Source organism: Neptunomonas japonica JAMM 1380 (assembly GCF_016592555.1).
Taxonomy (GTDB): domain Bacteria; phylum Pseudomonadota; class Gammaproteobacteria; order Pseudomonadales; family Balneatricaceae; genus Neptunomonas; species Neptunomonas japonica_A.
In genome coordinates, this window is sequence record NZ_AP014546.1 from 2,365,568 (window position 1) to 2,383,412 (window position 17,845).

General features: G+C 43.4%; 18 protein-coding genes. 9 read left to right on the forward strand and 9 right to left on the reverse strand.

The window, feature by feature from the left end:
- Window positions 1–32 precede the first annotated feature (32 nt).
- From NEJAP_RS11150 to sohB, 5 genes are all read right to left on the reverse strand, one after another.
- A complete protein-coding gene (locus NEJAP_RS11150) occupies window positions 33–1,163 on the reverse strand; it encodes a mechanosensitive ion channel family protein (protein ID WP_201347320.1) in 1,131 nt (376 codons plus the stop codon).
- A 7-nt stretch (window positions 1,164–1,170) separates the two neighbouring features.
- Window positions 1,171–2,172, reverse strand: a complete 1,002-nt coding sequence (gene nagZ / locus NEJAP_RS11155; RefSeq protein WP_201347321.1) for a beta-N-acetylhexosaminidase — start codon at window positions 2,170–2,172, stop codon at window positions 1,171–1,173.
- Window positions 2,172–2,648 carry a L,D-transpeptidase gene (locus NEJAP_RS11160; RefSeq protein ID WP_201347322.1) on the reverse strand — a complete coding sequence of 159 codons (477 nt, stop codon included), beginning with the start codon at window positions 2,646–2,648 and terminating at the stop codon, window positions 2,172–2,174. The genes nagZ and NEJAP_RS11160 overlap by 1 nt, the downstream gene beginning before the upstream one ends.
- A 13-nt stretch (window positions 2,649–2,661) precedes the next feature.
- Window positions 2,662–3,321 (reverse strand): TetR/AcrR family transcriptional regulator, encoded by a 660-nt coding sequence (locus tag NEJAP_RS11165; protein ID WP_201347323.1) that lies wholly within the window; start codon window positions 3,319–3,321, stop codon window positions 2,662–2,664.
- A gap of 79 nt (window positions 3,322–3,400) precedes the next feature.
- The gene (gene sohB, locus NEJAP_RS11170; protein ID WP_201347324.1) at window positions 3,401–4,471 is read right to left on the reverse strand and encodes a protease SohB; all 1,071 of its coding nucleotides are present in this window, start codon (window positions 4,469–4,471) and stop codon (window positions 3,401–3,403) included.
- 108 nt (window positions 4,472–4,579) lie between these two features.
- Here sohB and NEJAP_RS11175 point away from each other — a divergent pair, with 108 nt between their 5' ends.
- On the forward strand, window positions 4,580–4,909 hold the full coding sequence (locus NEJAP_RS11175; RefSeq protein WP_201347325.1) for an SCP2 sterol-binding domain-containing protein: 330 nt from the start codon (window positions 4,580–4,582) through the stop codon (window positions 4,907–4,909).
- A gap of 1 nt (window position 4,910) precedes the next feature.
- Here NEJAP_RS11175 and nudC read toward each other — a convergent pair whose 3' ends face one another.
- Window positions 4,911–5,696: an NAD(+) diphosphatase gene (gene nudC / locus NEJAP_RS11180; RefSeq protein WP_201347326.1), complete on the reverse strand. Its 786-nt coding sequence runs from the start codon at window positions 5,694–5,696 to the stop codon at window positions 4,911–4,913.
- 216 nt (window positions 5,697–5,912) lie between these two features.
- Here nudC and nhaB point away from each other — a divergent pair, with 216 nt between their 5' ends.
- Window positions 5,913–7,418, forward strand: a complete 1,506-nt coding sequence (gene nhaB, locus NEJAP_RS11185) for a sodium/proton antiporter NhaB (protein WP_201347327.1) — start codon at window positions 5,913–5,915, stop codon at window positions 7,416–7,418.
- An 84-nt stretch (window positions 7,419–7,502) separates the two neighbouring features.
- Here nhaB and dnaQ read toward each other — a convergent pair whose 3' ends face one another.
- From dnaQ to NEJAP_RS11200, 3 genes are read right to left on the reverse strand one after another with little or no spacing between them, the layout of a single operon-like run.
- The gene (gene dnaQ, locus NEJAP_RS11190) at window positions 7,503–8,231 is read right to left on the reverse strand and encodes a DNA polymerase III subunit epsilon (protein WP_201347328.1); all 729 of its coding nucleotides are present in this window, start codon (window positions 8,229–8,231) and stop codon (window positions 7,503–7,505) included.
- Between the two features lie 6 nt (window positions 8,232–8,237).
- The gene (rnhA, locus tag NEJAP_RS11195; protein WP_201347329.1) at window positions 8,238–8,681 is read right to left on the reverse strand and encodes a ribonuclease HI; all 444 of its coding nucleotides are present in this window, start codon (window positions 8,679–8,681) and stop codon (window positions 8,238–8,240) included.
- Window positions 8,668–9,444 carry a class I SAM-dependent methyltransferase gene (locus tag NEJAP_RS11200; RefSeq protein ID WP_201347330.1) on the reverse strand — a complete coding sequence of 259 codons (777 nt, stop codon included), beginning with the start codon at window positions 9,442–9,444 and terminating at the stop codon, window positions 8,668–8,670. Before NEJAP_RS11200 ends, rnhA begins: the two co-directional genes overlap by 14 nt.
- Window positions 9,445–9,542: 98 nt before the next feature.
- On the opposite strand from NEJAP_RS11200, the gene gloB reads away from it, so the two are divergent.
- The 7 genes from gloB (at window position 9,543) to NEJAP_RS11235 (ending at window position 17,840) form a co-directional block, all read left to right on the forward strand.
- A complete protein-coding gene (gene gloB / locus NEJAP_RS11205; protein ID WP_201347331.1) occupies window positions 9,543–10,316 on the forward strand; it encodes a hydroxyacylglutathione hydrolase in 774 nt (257 codons plus the stop codon).
- A gap of 70 nt (window positions 10,317–10,386) precedes the next feature.
- Entirely contained in the window at window positions 10,387–11,967 is a 1,581-nt protein-coding gene (locus tag NEJAP_RS11210) for a lytic transglycosylase (protein ID WP_201347332.1), read from the forward strand.
- A gap of 2 nt (window positions 11,968–11,969) precedes the next feature.
- A complete protein-coding gene (locus NEJAP_RS11215) occupies window positions 11,970–12,221 on the forward strand; it encodes a hypothetical protein (RefSeq protein ID WP_201347333.1) in 252 nt (83 codons plus the stop codon).
- Window positions 12,222–12,299: 78 nt separating this feature from the next.
- Entirely contained in the window at window positions 12,300–14,108 is a 1,809-nt protein-coding gene (locus NEJAP_RS11220) for an extracellular solute-binding protein (protein ID WP_236590900.1), read from the forward strand.
- Window positions 14,108–15,193, forward strand: coding sequence for a microcin C ABC transporter permease YejB (locus tag NEJAP_RS11225; protein WP_201347334.1), 1,086 nt, complete (start codon window positions 14,108–14,110; stop codon window positions 15,191–15,193). The genes NEJAP_RS11220 and NEJAP_RS11225 overlap by 1 nt, the downstream gene beginning before the upstream one ends.
- Window positions 15,190–16,221: an ABC transporter permease gene (locus NEJAP_RS11230; RefSeq protein ID WP_329610956.1), complete on the forward strand. Its 1,032-nt coding sequence runs from the start codon at window positions 15,190–15,192 to the stop codon at window positions 16,219–16,221. The genes NEJAP_RS11225 and NEJAP_RS11230 overlap by 4 nt, the downstream gene beginning before the upstream one ends.
- A complete protein-coding gene (locus NEJAP_RS11235) occupies window positions 16,218–17,840 on the forward strand; it encodes an ABC transporter ATP-binding protein (protein WP_236590901.1) in 1,623 nt (540 codons plus the stop codon). The genes NEJAP_RS11230 and NEJAP_RS11235 overlap by 4 nt, the downstream gene beginning before the upstream one ends.
- Window positions 17,841–17,845: the final 5 nt, after the last annotated feature.

A 17,845-nucleotide genomic window follows, 5' to 3' on the forward strand; every position in this document is an offset into this window, starting at 1 on the left:
GCGAGCTCTTACCCCTCTACAGAGCAACATGTCTATTTAAGCGCCTCTACGGGAACCTGAAACTCGCCTTCAGGTATAAGATGTACTGTACTGGTAGGAAAGGCTGCCTCAGCTCCATGCTTCTCAACGATATCCATAATTTTTAGCAAGACGTCCTCTTTTACTTGATGAAAACGCACCCAATTAGTCGTTTTAGTGAAAGTATAAACAAAGAAGTCGAGAGAAGACGGTGCAAACTTATTCAAATTCACAATCAGCGTCTGCGATTGATCAAGATCAGGGTGCTGGCGTAACATTTCACGCACCTCAACAACAACCCCCTTCACTGCTTTAAGGTCACAATAGCGCACTCCAATTGTTTCATAAATCCGGCGGTGCGTCATACGAGAAGGGTTTTCAACAGAGATGCTGGCAAACGTTGCATTAGGCACATACAAAGGACGCTTATCAAACGTCCTTATACGCGTTAAACGCCAACCGATATCCTCAACTGTCCCTTCAATATTTTGATCAGGAGAGCGAACCCAATCACCGACCTTAAACGGCCTATCCATATAGATCATCAGGCCACCAAAAAAGTTAGCCAACAAATCTTTTGCAGCAAAGCCAACGGCTAAACCGCCAATTCCACCAAATGCCAACACACCAGAAATACTATAGCCAAAGCTTTGCAACACCACCAATGAGACCGTTATTATCAGCGATAAGCGCAGCAACTTTCCCATTGCGCTTATCGTAGTTGCATCTAGTGTCGTATCAATTCCGGCAGGATCAATTAAAGCTTTTTCAGCTGCACGAACAAAACGTATAAGAAACCAACCCAGCAACACAATAACAGCTACTTTGCGAAGAGGCTCAATGACGCCAAGCAAGACCGTCCCTGTTTTAGCATCGATAACATCAAAAGCCCAACTACCGCCCAATACCCAAACCATCATTACTGCAGGACGTCTTGCAGAATCAAGCAAGATATCATCCCAAGTATTCTTAGTGCGCTTAAGCTGAGCAGCCATTCGATCAAACACTTTACGCGCAACAAAGGCTCCTGTAAGCGTCACAAGAACGATGATAAAAACACTTAAAATCCAGCCATTCTCTTGGCCTAATGATAAGTACTGAACCAACCAGGCATTAAACCCATTGACCGCTTCTTTCACATCCATCCCTAAGCTATGCCCCTAACCGTAATATTAAATCCTGCACACGTTCAAAACGCGACTCATCAAAGGCGTGTTTTTTATGCTTCATGGTATGTATAGAGACTGTTGAAGGCCCCTGATAACGCTCTAAATAGGAAAGCACCTGCACAGCGCCTTCTGGATTGTTACACACAAGCGCCATATCACATCCTGCATCAAGCGCCGCTTGTGTCCGCTCAACAAACCCGCCAACAGCAGAAGCCCCTTCCATGCTCAGGTCATCACTGAAAATAACACCTGAAAACCCCAACTGCTCACGTAATATTTTTTTAAGCCAAAAGCCTGAAAAACCCGCTGTTTTCTCATCCACCTGCTGATAAATAATATGCGCAGGCATAATAGCGTCTAACCCCTGATCAATTAATGCCTTAAAAGGTTTAATATCATCAGAACACAGCATCTCAAAACTGCGCTCATCACAAGGAATATCAAGATGAGAATCAGCAACAACCCAACCATGCCCAGGAAAATGCTTCCCTGTTGCTGCCATGCCGGCATCATGCATCCCTGCCATGAAGCTACTCGCAAGTGAAATAACTTGTGGAGCACTTTTGCCAAACGCTCGATCACCTATAATCTCACTGCGAGACCAGTCAATATCGAGCACTGGGGCAAAACTTATATCGATATCATAATTAATGAGCTCCGCTGCCATAAGCCAACCAATATCTTCTGTTACCTGTAGCGCTTTATCAGGGTCCGCCTCCCACAACTGGGCAAGCACACGCATAGGAGGAATCCTTACAAACTCATGACGAAAACGCTGAACCCGCCCGCCCTCATGGTCCACTGCCAATAAGATGCCCGGATTTTGTTCTCGTATATCTGCAATCAAGTCACTTAACTGTGACTTACACTGGTAATTGCGCCCAAAAAGTATCAACCCTCCCGCTTCTGGATGACTAAGCATATCCCGCTCAGATGACACCAATGACAGCCCTTGCACATCCAGCATCAAACGCCCAGAAGACATCAGCACTCCTCAATCAATAATTCAGTTCCGACTGGAACAAGGTCAAATAACTCAATTACATCTAAATTACGCATGCGAATACAGCCATGTGACAACGCAACACCCATAGGTTCAGTATCTGGTGTGCCATGAATATAGATATACCGTCTCATACTATCGACTGAACCTAAGCGGTTACGACTAGGCTCTTTCCCGCTGAGCCACAAAATGCGCGTCAGTATCCAATCTCTTTTAGGGTGTAATTTGGCCAAATCGGGCGTATAGATCTCGCCGGTAAAACGGCGTCCAACGAATACCGAATTAAGGGGAAGGCTCTCGCCAATTTTGGCACGTATAATATGCAAGCCTCTGGGCGTACAGCCTGATCCAAATTTTTCACCGGCACCATTAAGCGCAGTCGACACATGAAATTGCCGACTGCCTTGTGCTAAGTGCACGGTCAAAACCTGTTGTTTAATGTTTAACTGCAAGTGCATGAGGGGTTTTAAATCAGAGTCGGCAGAAAAAAGTTTTATCCGAACGGGCCTGCAATCCTGCCGTTAATACAGGGATCATTCTGTGCAGAACCTTTTCTATCTCAACCTCTTTATCAAATTCACTTTTCTCGATAGAAATTAGTGTATGAAAATTCGATAAAGTAAAAACCATAGACCCCATAAGAAAATGTAAACGCCAGAAGAACTCATCATCTTCCATAGGAGATGAATCGTTACGTAAAAGCTCTAAAAAACGCTCAAGCTTAACGTGCTGTTGCAAAAACATATACTCACGCAGTACTGACTGGCTTTTCATATAGGAAAGATCAAGCAAGCGCATAAACATAGACAAGGCATGCGTATTATCATGCCTCACGTCCAACAATGCTCGCATCACCATCTCCATCAACTCGTCCGAGGTAACAGTGACACCAGACTCGCTTGATAAACGCTCAGTAACAGCATCATCAATGTAATCACAAAAAGGCGTTAAATATTTCTCAGAAACAGCTTGAATAAGACCCTGCTTAGAACCAAAGTGATAATTCACTGCTGCCAAATTCACATCGGCAGCCGCGGTAATCTGACGCATGGTTGTTTCTGAGAACCCCTGCTCAGAAAATAAAGCTTCAGCAGCTTTTAGTATTTGGTTTGCCGTTTTAGACCGCTGCAAGCTCCGCCTCCTTTCAAATCTTGTTTAAAACATTTATATAAAAAATATAGCTCATAGATGAGCAATAGAAAAATTTTATTTATCTTGTCATAAAACGGCTATTCGAGACACGTGTCCAAATTTTAGATACGATGCCCTCAGAGGTTTGAATTGCCATCTCACTTAAACGCTCTTGAAGCGTTTTTTTCATCTCGTAGCGCACTCTAAACACATCAGCTTCATTACATGCGGTCATCAGGTAATCATCTGATGTAGAAAGCTCATCAATCAGCTCTTCTGCTAAAGCACGCTTACCAAACCATACTTCACCGGTTGCTACTTTTTCAATATTTAGCTGTGGGCGATATTCAGAAACAAACTCCTTGAAAAGTGCATGCGTATCTTCAAGTTCTTCAACAAATTTCTGTTTACCTTTTTCTGTATTCTCACCAAACATTGTCACTGTACGCTTGTACTCACCAGCAGTGAACATCTCGTAATCAACATCATGCTTCTTTAGCACACGATTAAAATTTGGAACCTGGGCAATAACACCAATGGAACCTACTAACGCAAACGGCGCAGCAATAAGCCGGTCAGCCAAGCATGCCATAAGATAACCACCACTGGCTGCTACCTGATCGACACAAACGGTTAACGGTATTCCGCTAGCTTTAATACGCGCCAGCTGAGAAGCAGCCAAACCATAGGTATGCACCATACCGCCAGCGCTCTCCAAACGTATAACAACCTCATCGCAAGGACGAGCAAAAGTCAATACTGCCGAAATTTCTTCTCTCAGCAACTCAACCTCACTGGCTTTAATATCACCATCGAAATCAAGTACATAAATACGCTTCTTATCCTCTGGCTCTTTAATAGAGGCTGTTTTCGCTTCTTTCTTGCGCTGCTTACTTTCAAGCTTATCTTGCTTTTTCTGCTGCTTCAGCAGCTGTTTATAAGCATCCTTATCTAATACAGCAGCTTCAACTGTATCCTTCATATCTTCGTAAAGATCATTTATAGAGGTTACATCAACCTCACCATCACCATCATCCCGACGGTTGCGCGCACTTACCATTATGATGCCAGCTACTAACAGCAACACAACCACTAATCCGGTGAATGCTTTCGCAGCAAACAGACCGTATTCAAAGAAAAATTCAGACAACAGGTTTCTCCAGAAAAAGAGTTATCAGTATTAAGTGCGGTAATGTAACATAAAAGCGAATTAACGAATCCACTGTACGCTACTTTTCCTAACAGGAATGTATTTATAATGAGTTCAGATATTACTGTCACTCGCGTTATTGAAAAACTACCCTCACGCTTCCAAGCAGACGCTGCTGGCAGCCTTGATGCCATCTTTCAGTTTTTACTAGAAGATGACGACGATTTTTATATCTCGATTAAAGAACAGACCTGCACAACCGAACAAGGCGAGCACCAAGACCCATCCATCACATTACTTATGGATGCCGACACCTTTATTAGGGTCGTTACCGGAGAGCAGGACGGCATGAGCGCATTCCTCAAGGGCCAACTTCGCGCTGAAGGCAATGTCATGCTTGCTACAAAGCTCGGCAAACTCTTTAAAAACAAATCATAAATCAGACATTACCTTTAAGGAAATGTCCAATTAATGTCGAAGAAATCGCAAACGAGGGTGGCAAATCCGGCATCGCATCGCGGTGATACCAATTAGCCTCCTCAATTTCTACACCATCAGGAATTAACTCTCCTCCAGCATAGTCTGCAAAAAAACCTAACATCAAAGAATGCGGAAAAGGCCACGACTGACTTTCTACATAACGTACATTCTTAACATCTACACCCACTTCTTCTTTAATTTCTCGATGCACAGCTGACTCTGCAGTCTCACCGGCCTCAATGAAGCCCGCTAACGTACTAAAAACCCCCGGCTTAAAACGGGGTGAGCGAGCCAATATACAACGGTCGCCATCAACGACTAACACAATGATACAAGGCGATATACGTGGATACTGCACTAAAGCGCAGCTTTCGCAATGTTTTGCTAAGTCAACGGCATGATGCTTCATTTGATGCCCACAGCGCCCACAAAAGCGATGTTCATTATGCCAAGTGACTAATTGTGCAGCTCTGGACAGAGTTACATATTCTTGCTCATCCCGAGAAACAGATAACAACCCTCTAAGATTGGCTTTTTCCAAGGAAATAGAGGAGCCACGTTTCAGAATCACTAAATTGATGAGCGAACCTCTCATCTCACCCACTGGATAGACAGCCTCAACATCTTCTTTAGCAAAATCACTCAAAGAGGCATGCAGATACCCCCCCATTTTATGCAAATACATAGCCCCTGATGAGCCAACGATATAACACTCCTCCACTACCGCTCCTTGCTCTTTTGTCATTGATTTTCTTATGAAAATTGGGGGATGTACTTATTTAAATGTTTATCAAGTACCAACCCTCGCCTGATCTATGTCACAAACAAACTATAATACGGAATTAATTAGCCAATATTGACGTATAACTATTCAGGTTTTATCAATCTACTGCTAGTCTACACCAACATTTGAATATCCGTTTGTAGTAAACGACCTGTTTAACAATTAGGACAATAATAAATGACCATTACTTTTCCTCAGGCGCTAATGCGCAATTTCCTAGGAAATTCTCCCGTCTGGTACAAGCAGGCCATTATTGGCTTTCTGATTTTAAATCCCATCTTATTGATGGTTGCAGGCCCCGTTGTAACCGGCTGGACCCTCATCTTTGAATTTATTTTCACATTAGCGCTAGCGCTTAAGTGCTACCCGTTGCAACCTGGCGGGCTACTCGCCTTAGAAGCCATCGTTATTGGGCTGGCCTCACCAGAATCGGTTTATCATGAAGTTAGCGGAAACCTTGAAGTTATCTTACTGCTAATGTTTATGGTGGCGGGTATCTACTTCATGAAAACCATGCTGCTATGGATTTTCACCATTATTCTTTTGAAGGTAAAATCCAAAGCAATGCTATCATTGCTGTTTTCATTATCTGCTGCATTTTTGTCCGCTTTTCTTGATGCACTGACGGTAACAGCGGTACTTATTAGCGTAGGCGTAGGTTTTTATTCTGTTTATCACAAAGTCGCTTCTGGCAAACACTATGATCACGACCATGACCATGCTGATGATGAATCAGTTGAAGAGACAAGTCGAAACGATTTGGAAGATTTTCGTGCCTTTTTAAGAAGCTTGTTGATGCATGGCGCTGTAGGTACAGCTCTAGGTGGTGTTTGCACACTAGTAGGGGAACCACAAAACCTATTGATTGCTCAAAAAGCAGGCTGGGACTTTATCCAGTTCTTCGTATTAATGGCCCCTATCACTATGCCCGTTCTGGTCGCAGGGCTGCTTACTTGCTTAATCCTAGAAAAAACTCGCCTCTTTGGATATGGCGTAGAACTTCCTTCTAGAGTACGCCACATTCTTGAGGACTTTGCAGCAGAAGAAGAGAAAAAGCGCACGCTTCGCCACAAAGCTGAACTCGCTGTTCAAGTGCTAGTATCTATCTTCCTAGTACTCGCATTAGCATTTCACCTTGCAGCAGTAGGCCTTATCGGCTTGACAATCATCGTACTACTCACCGCCTTTAACGGTATTACCGAAGAACATCAAATTGGTAAAGCTTTCGAAGAAGCTTTGCCCTTCACTGCTCTTTTGGTTGTTTTCTTTGCGGTGGTATCCGTTATACATGACCAGCACCTATTTCAACCTATTATTCATGCTGTACTTGAAATGGACCTAAAAGACCAACCCGGTTTCTTCTTTATAGCCAACGGTCTGCTTTCTGCTATCAGTGATAACGTGTTTGTAGCTACTGTTTACATCAACGAAGTTGCCGCAGCACTTGACGCGGGTGAAATAACTCGCAGCCACTTTGACGCTCTCGCCATTGCTATCAATACAGGAACTAACATTCCAAGTGTTGCTACACCAAACGGCCAAGCTGCCTTCCTATTCTTACTAACATCAGCACTAGCACCACTCATTCGTCTCTCATATGGACGCATGGTTGTGATGGCATTCCCTTACACTGTTGTGATGAGCATTGTCGGCTATATCGCTGTTACCGTATCACTCGGGTAGTTATTTTACGAAAGTAGCGATCCTCACAAAAAAACGGGCTAAATAGCCCGTTTTATTTTTTTATTTACTCGCCTTAAACTTTGATCAACTATCCAATACAGCGACCGGCTTGCGCCAAACGCACTCACCACCTGCACTTTTATCAAGCCTATCTAGAAACGCTTCATGCTCGACCATTTCATCACCTGTTGCAGCTAGAACAGCCAAGCCTAATGACTCCGCTCCCATACGCTTAATAGCTACTTCGTCACCTTCTTGGCTCTGATCGCCATCACCATCACTTAATAGTAATGACGTTTGACCACCCGTTAGCGCAAGATAAACATCAGCAAGTATCTCTGAGTCCAGTAAAGCACCATGCAGTTCTCGGTGCGAGTTATCGATACCATATCGCTTACATAGCGCATCCAAGTTATTCTTTTGCCCCGGGTGCTTATGCCGAGCCAAGCGCAAGGAGTCGGTAATAGTACAAATATCCGCTATGCGAACATCATAACCATTACGACCTAACTCAGCATCAAGAAAACCTATATCAAAAGTCGCGTTATGAATGATTAATTCAGCACCGCGAATATACTCCAAAAATTCATCAGCTATTTCTTTAAAGCTGGGTTTATCGGATAAAAACTCATGCGTGATACCATGAACATCCATCGCCTCTTTATCAATTTCATGAACAGGTTTTGTATATTGGTGATAATGATTACCTGTTAACTTTCTTCGCTGCATCTCAACACAGCCAATTTCGATAATATTATGCCCTTCGGACCATTCCAGACCGGTTGTTTCTGTATCGAGGATAATCTGACGCATTTTGCTTTAAGCCCTTTTTAAAATCTCATCTACACCGCGATTTGCAAGATCATCCGCCAACTCATTCTCTGGATGCCCGCTATGCCCCTTAACCCAACGCCAGTCAATATCGTACTGAGCAGATAATTCATCTAGACGCTGCCATAAATCGGCATTTTTAACCGGTTTCTTAGCCGCTGTTTTCCAGCCATTTCTGCGCCATCCTGCAATCCACTCAGTGATACCTTTGCGAACATACTGTGAGTCAGTCGTCAAAATAACAGGACGCGCACTCTTCAAAGCAGAAAGTGCTTCAATTGCAGCTAACAACTCCATTCGGTTATTAGTTGTTTCTTTAGCCCCACCCCAAAGGTGCTTAACAGTTTCGCCGTATCTTAGAACAGCCCCCCAACCACCAGGACCAGGGTTGCCTTTACAAGCTCCATCAGTAAATATCTCAACGGCTTTCACGTACTTGTCCTCTTGTAGCCGGCTCAGCAACCGGCAATCTAATAAAACGTTTCCCAGATTTTTCAGGGGGTATCGCCGTCATTCCGCCTATATCTTTTCGAGCAAGAATGATATTAAAAGCACCAAAGCGGGATAAATACTTTCTCCCTACGCCCTGTAGCTTTCCAAATTTTCGCCTCACATTTGATGACTCATATGAAGGCAAAAAATAATCACTTTTAGTTTTCAGCTCGGTTAACTCCAATAGATTTATCCAATCCACTAAACGGTGATGGCTAATAAAGTGTGCTTTTTGCCAAACGGGTTCTTTACTCTTACGTGTCCAAAAACGCGATAAGCCCCACCAAGAAACAGGATTGAAGTTAACAATTAGTAAATGACCACCAGGACGAAGCACGCGCGCAGCCTCACGCAAAACCTGATGGGGGCTCGCGGCAAAGTCTAACGAGTGATGTAATAAGACAACATCGACACTATTATGCTCAAGCGGTAACTCCGCATTTTGGGCAATAAGACTATTGGGCTGCATACCCAGCTCTAGTTTATGGTAAACAATAAAAGTATGAGCAACAGCGCTTTCACTCGCTAAATCTATTGTTGGATCAACACCCATCTGTACTAAATGCACGCCATACAAACTAGGCAACAGCTTATCAAGTATTTCCTGCTCTGCTTTGAGCAGCTCTTTACCTAGATCATTTGAAAACCAGTGCTTTAGCGGCTCTGCCAGTTCTTCAACGGGTTGCTGAGAATGAAAATTCATATTGAAGCGCTACCAACCTAAACATTAACTAAGCCTATATGTTAACAGTCATCAACATTTAGGGTAATCTCCGACTAATAAAAAAGATGAGGTTTACTATGTTTACTGTATTGCCACTTCCTGCATTTGATGACAACTATATTTGGATGCTAACTAGCGCAGATCATTCTGGAATGGTTGTAGTCGACCCCGGCGATGCCGATGTCGTCATTAAAGCAATGAACGAAACTAACACTCCTCTAATCGCTATTCTGTTAACACACCACCATGGCGACCACACCGGTGGCGTCAAGCAACTTGTTGAGCTTTACTCAGTACCCGTTTACGGTCCCCATAACTCACCATTTAAAGGTATATCGCATCCTCTAAAAGATGACGAACAAATAACGCTTTTAGGCGAAACAATGACGGTCAAAGAGGTACCTGGGCACACCCTCGATCACATTTGCTATTTTAAAAGCACAGAAACACCACAACTCTTCTGTGGAGACACATTGTTTCTAGCAGGGTGTGGTCGGTTATTTGAAGGAACGGCTGAGCAAATGTTAAAAAATATGGATTATTTTAAAACACTACCTCCTGAAACTAACATTTATTGCACTCATGAATATTCACTGGCTAACCTCACTTTTGCCAGTGCTGTAGAGCCTAACAATCTAGATATCAGCGCCACCATAAGTCGATGCAAACAACTTCGAGCGCAAAACATTCCTACATTACCATCATCTATCTCTCAAGAATTAATGGTTAACCCCTTTATGCGTAGCCAAGAAGAGACAGTAAAGGAAGCGGCCAGATCCCACATAAAATCTAGTATTAACAATGAATTAGAAGCTTTCACTGTCATAAGAGAGTGGAAAAACAACTTCTGAGCAATAAGGTGCATTGACCCTCTATTTAAGCCTGCTAAAATTACGCATCAAATTTTGCTGGGTAAATTGTATGTCGCGCTGTTTAATAGCTTCTATGTTAATTGTTTCAAGTCTAATTACAGGCTGCCAAACAGTACAAAAAAATGACATGGCAACGGCTCAGCCAAAACCTTCTGCCACACCACAGAAAACACCGAGTACTGCTTTCTCTGACAACCACGAAACCTATCCAGAACTACAGTCCCTACCAAGCTATTCCCAAGCCCCTGATGACCTCTGGGAACTAACGCGCCAGCATTTTCAGTTAACGAATGAAGCCCAACATGATGCTGTCGATATTCAGATTGGCTGGTATAGCAAATATCCGGGTCATATGCGCCGCATTACCGAAAACGCAGCGCGTTATTACCACTATGTTTTAAATGAAGTTCTAAAGCGCGATTTACCCGCTGAGATCGCTTTATTACCCGCTGTCGAAAGCCGTTACGACCCTCAAGCATACTCTTCAGGACACGCTGCTGGCATATGGCAGTTTATACCCAGCACAGCAAAATACCGAGGCATCAAACGAAACCGCTGGTATGACGGACGTAAAGATATACTCGATTCGACCCATTTTGCACTGGATTATCTGGAACACCTCAACAAACGCTTTAAAGGCGACTGGTTACTAACTATGGCAGCCTATAACGCTGGCGGTGGTACTGTCTCAAAAGCCATGAGAAAAAACCGCGAAGCAGGTAAACCAACGGATTTCTGGTCACTTAAGCTACCACGCGAAACTCGTCTTTATGTACCACGCATTCTTGCTATCGCGTCCTTTGTTCGCTCCCCAGATCTATATAATATGGATCTGCCAGCCATTGAAAATGAGCCCTACTTTTCTGTGATTAAAACCGAAGGGCAAATTAACTTAGTGCAGGCCGCTAGTGTATCCGGCATTCGACTAGCGGAGCTACAACAACTAAATCCTGGGCTATTACGTAAAGTAAGCGCCCCATCAGGGCCACATCGTTTGCTTGTTCCTGAAAAACAATCTCAAGACTTGCACGCAGTAATGAATGAGCTTACTTCTTTATCACGCTCGCAATGGGTCGAGTACACAATAAAATCCGGTGACTCATTAAGCGTCATTGCTGAAAGGTTTGAGACACCTGTTAGCATGATTAAACATGCCAATCAATTAGCCTCTAATAAGCTACGTGCCGGCAAAACGCTACTCATTCCCCAAGACGCTATCTTTACACCATCAGCCACACCTAAAAATCAGACAACAAGAAGAACTGCCACTATTTCACAGTACAAAGTAAAGGCTGGAGACACTCTTTGGGCTATTGCACAGCGCTATCAAACCAACACAAAAGAGCTCGCCCAATGGAACAACCTGCAATCAGGTAGTACTTTAAAGATTGGCCAAAAACTTCGCATTGGTGCTTTACCGGCAAACTTCAGTAACGATGAAGCGTTGGCGTTACAAAAAATTGCCTATAAAGTCCGCAGTGGCGACTCATTATCTGTTATTGCTAACCGCTACAATATCAATGTTGCTGATATACGCGAATGGAACAACTTGCGTAGCGACTCAATTATTATAAAACCAGGCCAGCAATTAAAACTTTTTCTTAGTGATACACGAATAGTGCAGAATTAATCATGGATATGCTCGACGTCTTTATCATTGCTATTGCAACCATCACCGCCATTGCTTTTAAAGTGTTCCTTTATAAACGCATTCAAAAGTGGATGGATCAAGATTTAATAAAAGGCCTTGCTGAAGGCAATAGCAGCAAACATGCCTATTTGAACCACGAATTACAAAGACTCACTTTAGAGAAAATACCTCGTCGTACGCTACACGACGCATTAACTGAGTCAGCGAAACACTACACTCCTGAAAAAGAGTAAAACTGAACAGTAGTATTATCTGCGCACCACTGATATAACTTCTATATCAGTAGCAGCTTACCTTCTGGATTTTAGTTTATGTCTATGTTTTCGCTAAAAAAACTTTTCATTCGCGCAGCGCTTTTAAGTTTAGTACCTCTCTCTTGTAGTGCTGCCGAACACGGCTTATCAATGCATGGCGACCTAAAATACGCCCCTAACTTTAGCCATTTTGAGTACACCAACCCTAACGCTCCCAAAGGTGGCAACATTAAAGAGTGGGCACTGGGCACATTTGATAGTTTCAACGGGTTTATAATCAAAGGCACTTCCGCCAATGGACTGGGACTTATATACGATTCATTAATGAGCAAAGCATTGGACGAGCCCTTTTCCCAATACGGCCTTTTAGCGGCCAGTGTCGATATGCCAGACTCCAGAGAGAGCATTACATTTCACCTTCGCCCTCAAGCACGCTTTTCTGATGGCACACCTGTTACTGCTGAAGATGTCATTTTCACTTTTAATCAATTGCTTGAAAAAGGAGCCCCTTTTTACAAGTCTTATCTTGGTGATATACAAAATATTGAAGCGATAGCCCCGCTCACTGTTAAATTCCATTTCAGGAATAACGGTAACCGAGAACTCCCTTTGATCGTGGGTGAAATTCCAATTTTGGCTAAGCATTTTTGGCACAACCGTGATTTTTCAATTCCCTCCATAGATATTCCAATTGGCTCAGGCCCATATACACTTGCTAAGTTTGAATCTGGGCGCTCGATTACCTACCAAAGAAACCCCGATTATTGGGGAAAAGATCTTGCCGTTAATAAAGGTCGCTTCAACTTTGATTCAATCACTTATGATTATTATCGAGACAGTACCGTCTCGCTTGAAGCCTTCAAAGCCGGCGCTTACGATTTTCGTCAAGAAACCTCATCAAAACAATGGGCCACCAGCTACTCAGGGCCACAATTTGACAGCGGCGAACTGATCAAAGAAGAGATTACTCATAGCAAGCCAACAGGCATGCAGGCTTTTATGTTTAATACTCGTAAGCCTTATTTTAAAGACCCTAATGTACGCAAAGCACTCAGCTACGCCTTTGATTTTGAATGGACCAACAACAACCTGTTTTACAGTGCTTATACACGCACCCATAGCTACTTTTCAAACTCTGACATGGCTGCCACAACTTTACCAACACCAGAAGAGTTAAACATTCTAGAGCCATTCAGAGCACAACTTCCTGACGAAGTATTTACCCAAGTCTACCGGGCGCCAAGCTACGATGGCTCGGGAAAAATTCGAAAAGAGTTAAGACAAGCATTACGCTTATTAAAACGTGCGGGTTGGGAATTAACTAACGGCAAGTTAATAAACAAAGCGACCAATAAACCGATGGTATTTGAAATTTTATTGGTTCAAAAAGAATTTGAGCGCATCGTAGCGCCCATGATCAAAAACCTACAACGAATGGGTATAGAAACATCCATTCGAATAGTTGACGTTTCTCAATATATCAACCGTTTACGTGCTTTTGATTTTGATATGGTCGTAGGTTCATTTGGCCAATCCTCATCACCTGGAAATGAACTTTTTGAATATTGGGGCTCTAAGAATGCACAACAACTCGGTAGCCGTAACCTTATAGGTATTGAAAGCCCTGTGGTAGATAAGTTGATTCAATTAATCATACAAGCGCCTGATCGCGAACAATTAGTACTGCGTTCTCGCGCTCTCGATCGGGTTCTACAGTGGAGCTACTATGTTATTCCTCAGTACCACAGCCGCAGCTACCGTATTGCCTATAAAAAAATGTTTGGCTTTCCTGCTATAAAACCTACTTATGATTTAGGATTTGATACGTGGTGGGTAAAAAAAGCTATCAGCGGGCCTGCTAATTAATGGCTGCATACATTCTTAGACGATTGCTACTGATTATCCCAACGCTGATCGGTATTCTCACTATCAACTTCCTTATTATTCAGGCGGCACCAGGCGGCCCTGTCGAACAAACTATTGCTCAACTCGAGGGCCTAAGTAACAGCGCCGTTCCTGGTAGTTCAGGTGGTGGCGACTTAACAGCCAGCCAAAACAACAATGATAGTAGTTATCGCGGTGGACGCGGGCTTGATCCACGCCTAGTCGCAGAGATAGAAGCGCTATACGGTTTTGATAAGCCGGCACATGAACGCTACTTTCAAATGCTGGGTAACTACCTAACGTTTGATTTTGGCAAAAGCTTTTACAGTGATAAAAGTGTCATCGATCTTATTATTGAAAAGCTTCCTGTTTCTATTTCTCTGGGCCTATGGACAACACTACTGACTTACCTGATATCCGTCCCTTTAGGCATTAGAAAAGCAGTCAAAGACGGCTCCAACTTTGATGTTTGGAGCAGCACCGCTATTATTATTGGCTACGCAATCCCCAACTTCTTATTTGCCATTTTATTGATTGTTTTATTCGCTGGCGGGAGCTATTTTGACTGGTTCCCATTAAGAGGGCTTACTTCTTCCAATTTTGACGAGCTGTCACTATTAGGAAAAATTGGCGATTATTTTTGGCACATTACACTACCCGTTTTTGCCTCGGTCATCAGTAGCTTTGCCACATTAACCATGCTGACCAAGAATTCATTTCTAGATGAAATCAATAAACAATATGTGCTCACTGCACGCGCCAAGGGATTAACAGAAAAGAGCGTGTTATATGGGCATGTGTTTCGTAATGCCATGCTGCTTATTATTGCCGGTATGCCCGCCGCATTGATCGGTATATTCTTCACTGGCTCAATGCTCATTGAAGTTATTTTCTCTCTTGATGGTCTTGGACTACTCGGGTATGAGGCTGTTATTAACCGTGATTACCCGGTTATTTTTGGCACACTTTACATATTTACGCTCATTGGTTTACTTATGAAGCTAATTAGCGACCTCATGTATGTAGCAGTTGACCCGCGTATTGACTTTGAAAGTAGGGAGCAATAATCATGAGCCCTATTAACCAACGACGACTTGCTAATTTCAAACTAAACCGTCGCGGCTTTTGGTCATTATGGATATTTCTTGCCTTATTCTTACTCAGCCTATGCGCAGAATTTATTGCTAATGAGCAGCCACTCTTAATTAAGTACCAAAATAATTTTTACTTCCCTGTTGTTAAAGAGTATTACGAAACAGAATTTGGTGGCGAATTTCAATCTGCAGCTGACTACAAAGACCCCTTCGTCCAAGAGCTCATTACTGAAGAGGGTAATGGCTGGATTATCTGGCCACCCGTGCGATACGACCACCGTAGCATCAACTATGACTTACCTGTCCCAGCCCCCTCACCACCGAGCACTGAAAACCTACTCGGTACAGACGATCAAGGCCGCGATGTTCTAGCACGCGTCATCTACGGATTTCGCATATCCATTTTATTTGCATTAGTCCTTACGCTTACTAGCTCGGTCATTGGTGTTATCGCAGGAGCTTTGCAGGGCTTCTATGGCGGCAAAGTCGACTTGTATTTTCAGCGCTTTATTGAAATCTGGTCAGGGCTGCCTGTGCTATTTTTATTAATCATTCTTGCCAGTATTGTAGAACCAAACTTCTGGTGGCTGCTGGGTATTATGCTGCTATTTTCATGGATGAACCTTGTTGATGTAGTACGCGCCGAATTTCTTCGCGGAAGAAATCTAGAATACGTTCGAGCAGCAAGAGCTTTAGGCGTATCGAACCAGCAAATCATGTTCCGCCACATATTGCCCAATGCGATGGTTGCGACTCTTACTTTTATGCCTTTCATCTTCAACGGCGGTATCGTCACCCTCACTGCATTAGACTTTCTTGGTTTTGGCTTACCACCAGGGTCTGCCTCATTAGGTGAACTCATTGCTCAGGGTAAAGACAACCTTCATGCTCCTTGGCTAGGGCTATCTGCCTTTATGACGCTTTCCGTTATGTTAACGTTACTAATTTTTATCGGTGAAGCGGTCCGCGATGCCTTTGATCCTAGGAAAACCCTGCTATGACCATGCACACCAGCGCACAGACTACTACAGTACAAAACTTAGTAAGGGTCGACAATCTGAGCGTGCAGTTTGGAGAAGGAAGTTCAGCAGTAACGGCAGTAAAATCTGTTAGCTTTGAGATTAAACAAGGCGAAACAATGGCTTTAGTCGGTGAGTCAGGCTCTGGGAAATCAGTCACCGCCCTCTCCCTATTACGTTTACTTCCCTACCCTAAAGCCAGCCATCCTACTGGCAGCATCCACTATCAGGGAAAAGATATTCTACAAGCCGATGAAGTAACACTTAGAGATATTAGAGGAGACCAGATCAGCATCATATTCCAAGAGCCGATGACCTCTCTCAACCCTCTTCATACAGTAGAAAAACAAATAGCTGAAAGCCTATGGCTGCATAAACTACTAAAAGGAAATGCAGCACGAGAGCGAACATTAGAGCTGCTCACTTTAGTCGGCATCAGAGACCCTGAAAGCAGGCTAGCTAGTTACCCTCACCAGTTATCCGGCGGGCAGCGGCAACGTGTCATGATAGCAATGGCACTTGCTAATGAGCCTGATCTACTCATTGCTGACGAACCAACCACGGCTTTAGATGTCACCGTACAAAAGCAAATACTGGAACTATTACAAGAATTACAGCAAAAGCTTGGCATGGCCATTTTGCTGATTACTCACGACCTTAATATAGTTAAGCGCTATGCCAAGAACGTCTGTGTCATGTACCAAGGAGAAATTGTAGAGCGTGGTAATACTCAACAAATTTTTAATCAGCCGCAAGCCAGCTACACACAGCAACTCATCACAGCCGAACCAACCGGAAAACCTCTTCCAGTAGCTAAGAATAGTGAGTGTATTTTAGAAACTGATGATCTTAGAATCTGGTTTCCTATTAAACGCGGTTTTTTAGGCAGAACTGTCGATCATATTAAAGCGGTCAATGGTGTTAGCCTCAGCCTGCAACGAGGCGAGACACTGGGCGTTGTAGGAGAATCCGGCTCAGGAAAAACAACACTGGGTCTAGCAATACTTCGTCTAATCCATAGCGAAGGAGCAATCAGCTTTCGTAATCAAAGAATCGACGGACTCAACCAAAGTGAAATAAAGCCTTTAAGAAGACAGCTTCAAGTGGTCTTTCAAGACCCATTTGGAAGCCTCAGCCCACGCATGTCAGTTGAAGAGTGTATCGCTGAAGGGTTAACCGTTCATAACATAGGAAAAGGATCAGAAAGAGAATCGCTAATAACCAAAGCCCTGCTCGAAGTGGGCCTTGACCCTGATGTACGACACCGCTACCCACATGAATTTTCTGGTGGACAGCGACAACGCATATCGATTGCTCGCGCGCTCATTCTCAAGCCTGACGTTATTATCCTTGATGAACCAACTTCTGCTTTGGACAGAACCGTTCAAGTGCAAATTGTTGAGTTGCTTAAAGATCTACAGAAAAAATATGCCCTTAGCTACATATTTATTAGTCACGACTTATCAGTTGTCAAAGCCCTGAGTCATAAAGTACTGGTCATGAAGCAAGGAGAGGTAATAGAGCATGGCGATGCCGACACCTTATTCAGCGCGCCGTCTCATCCCTATACTCAAGACTTGTTAAGAGCAGCTTTTGAGTAAAAAAA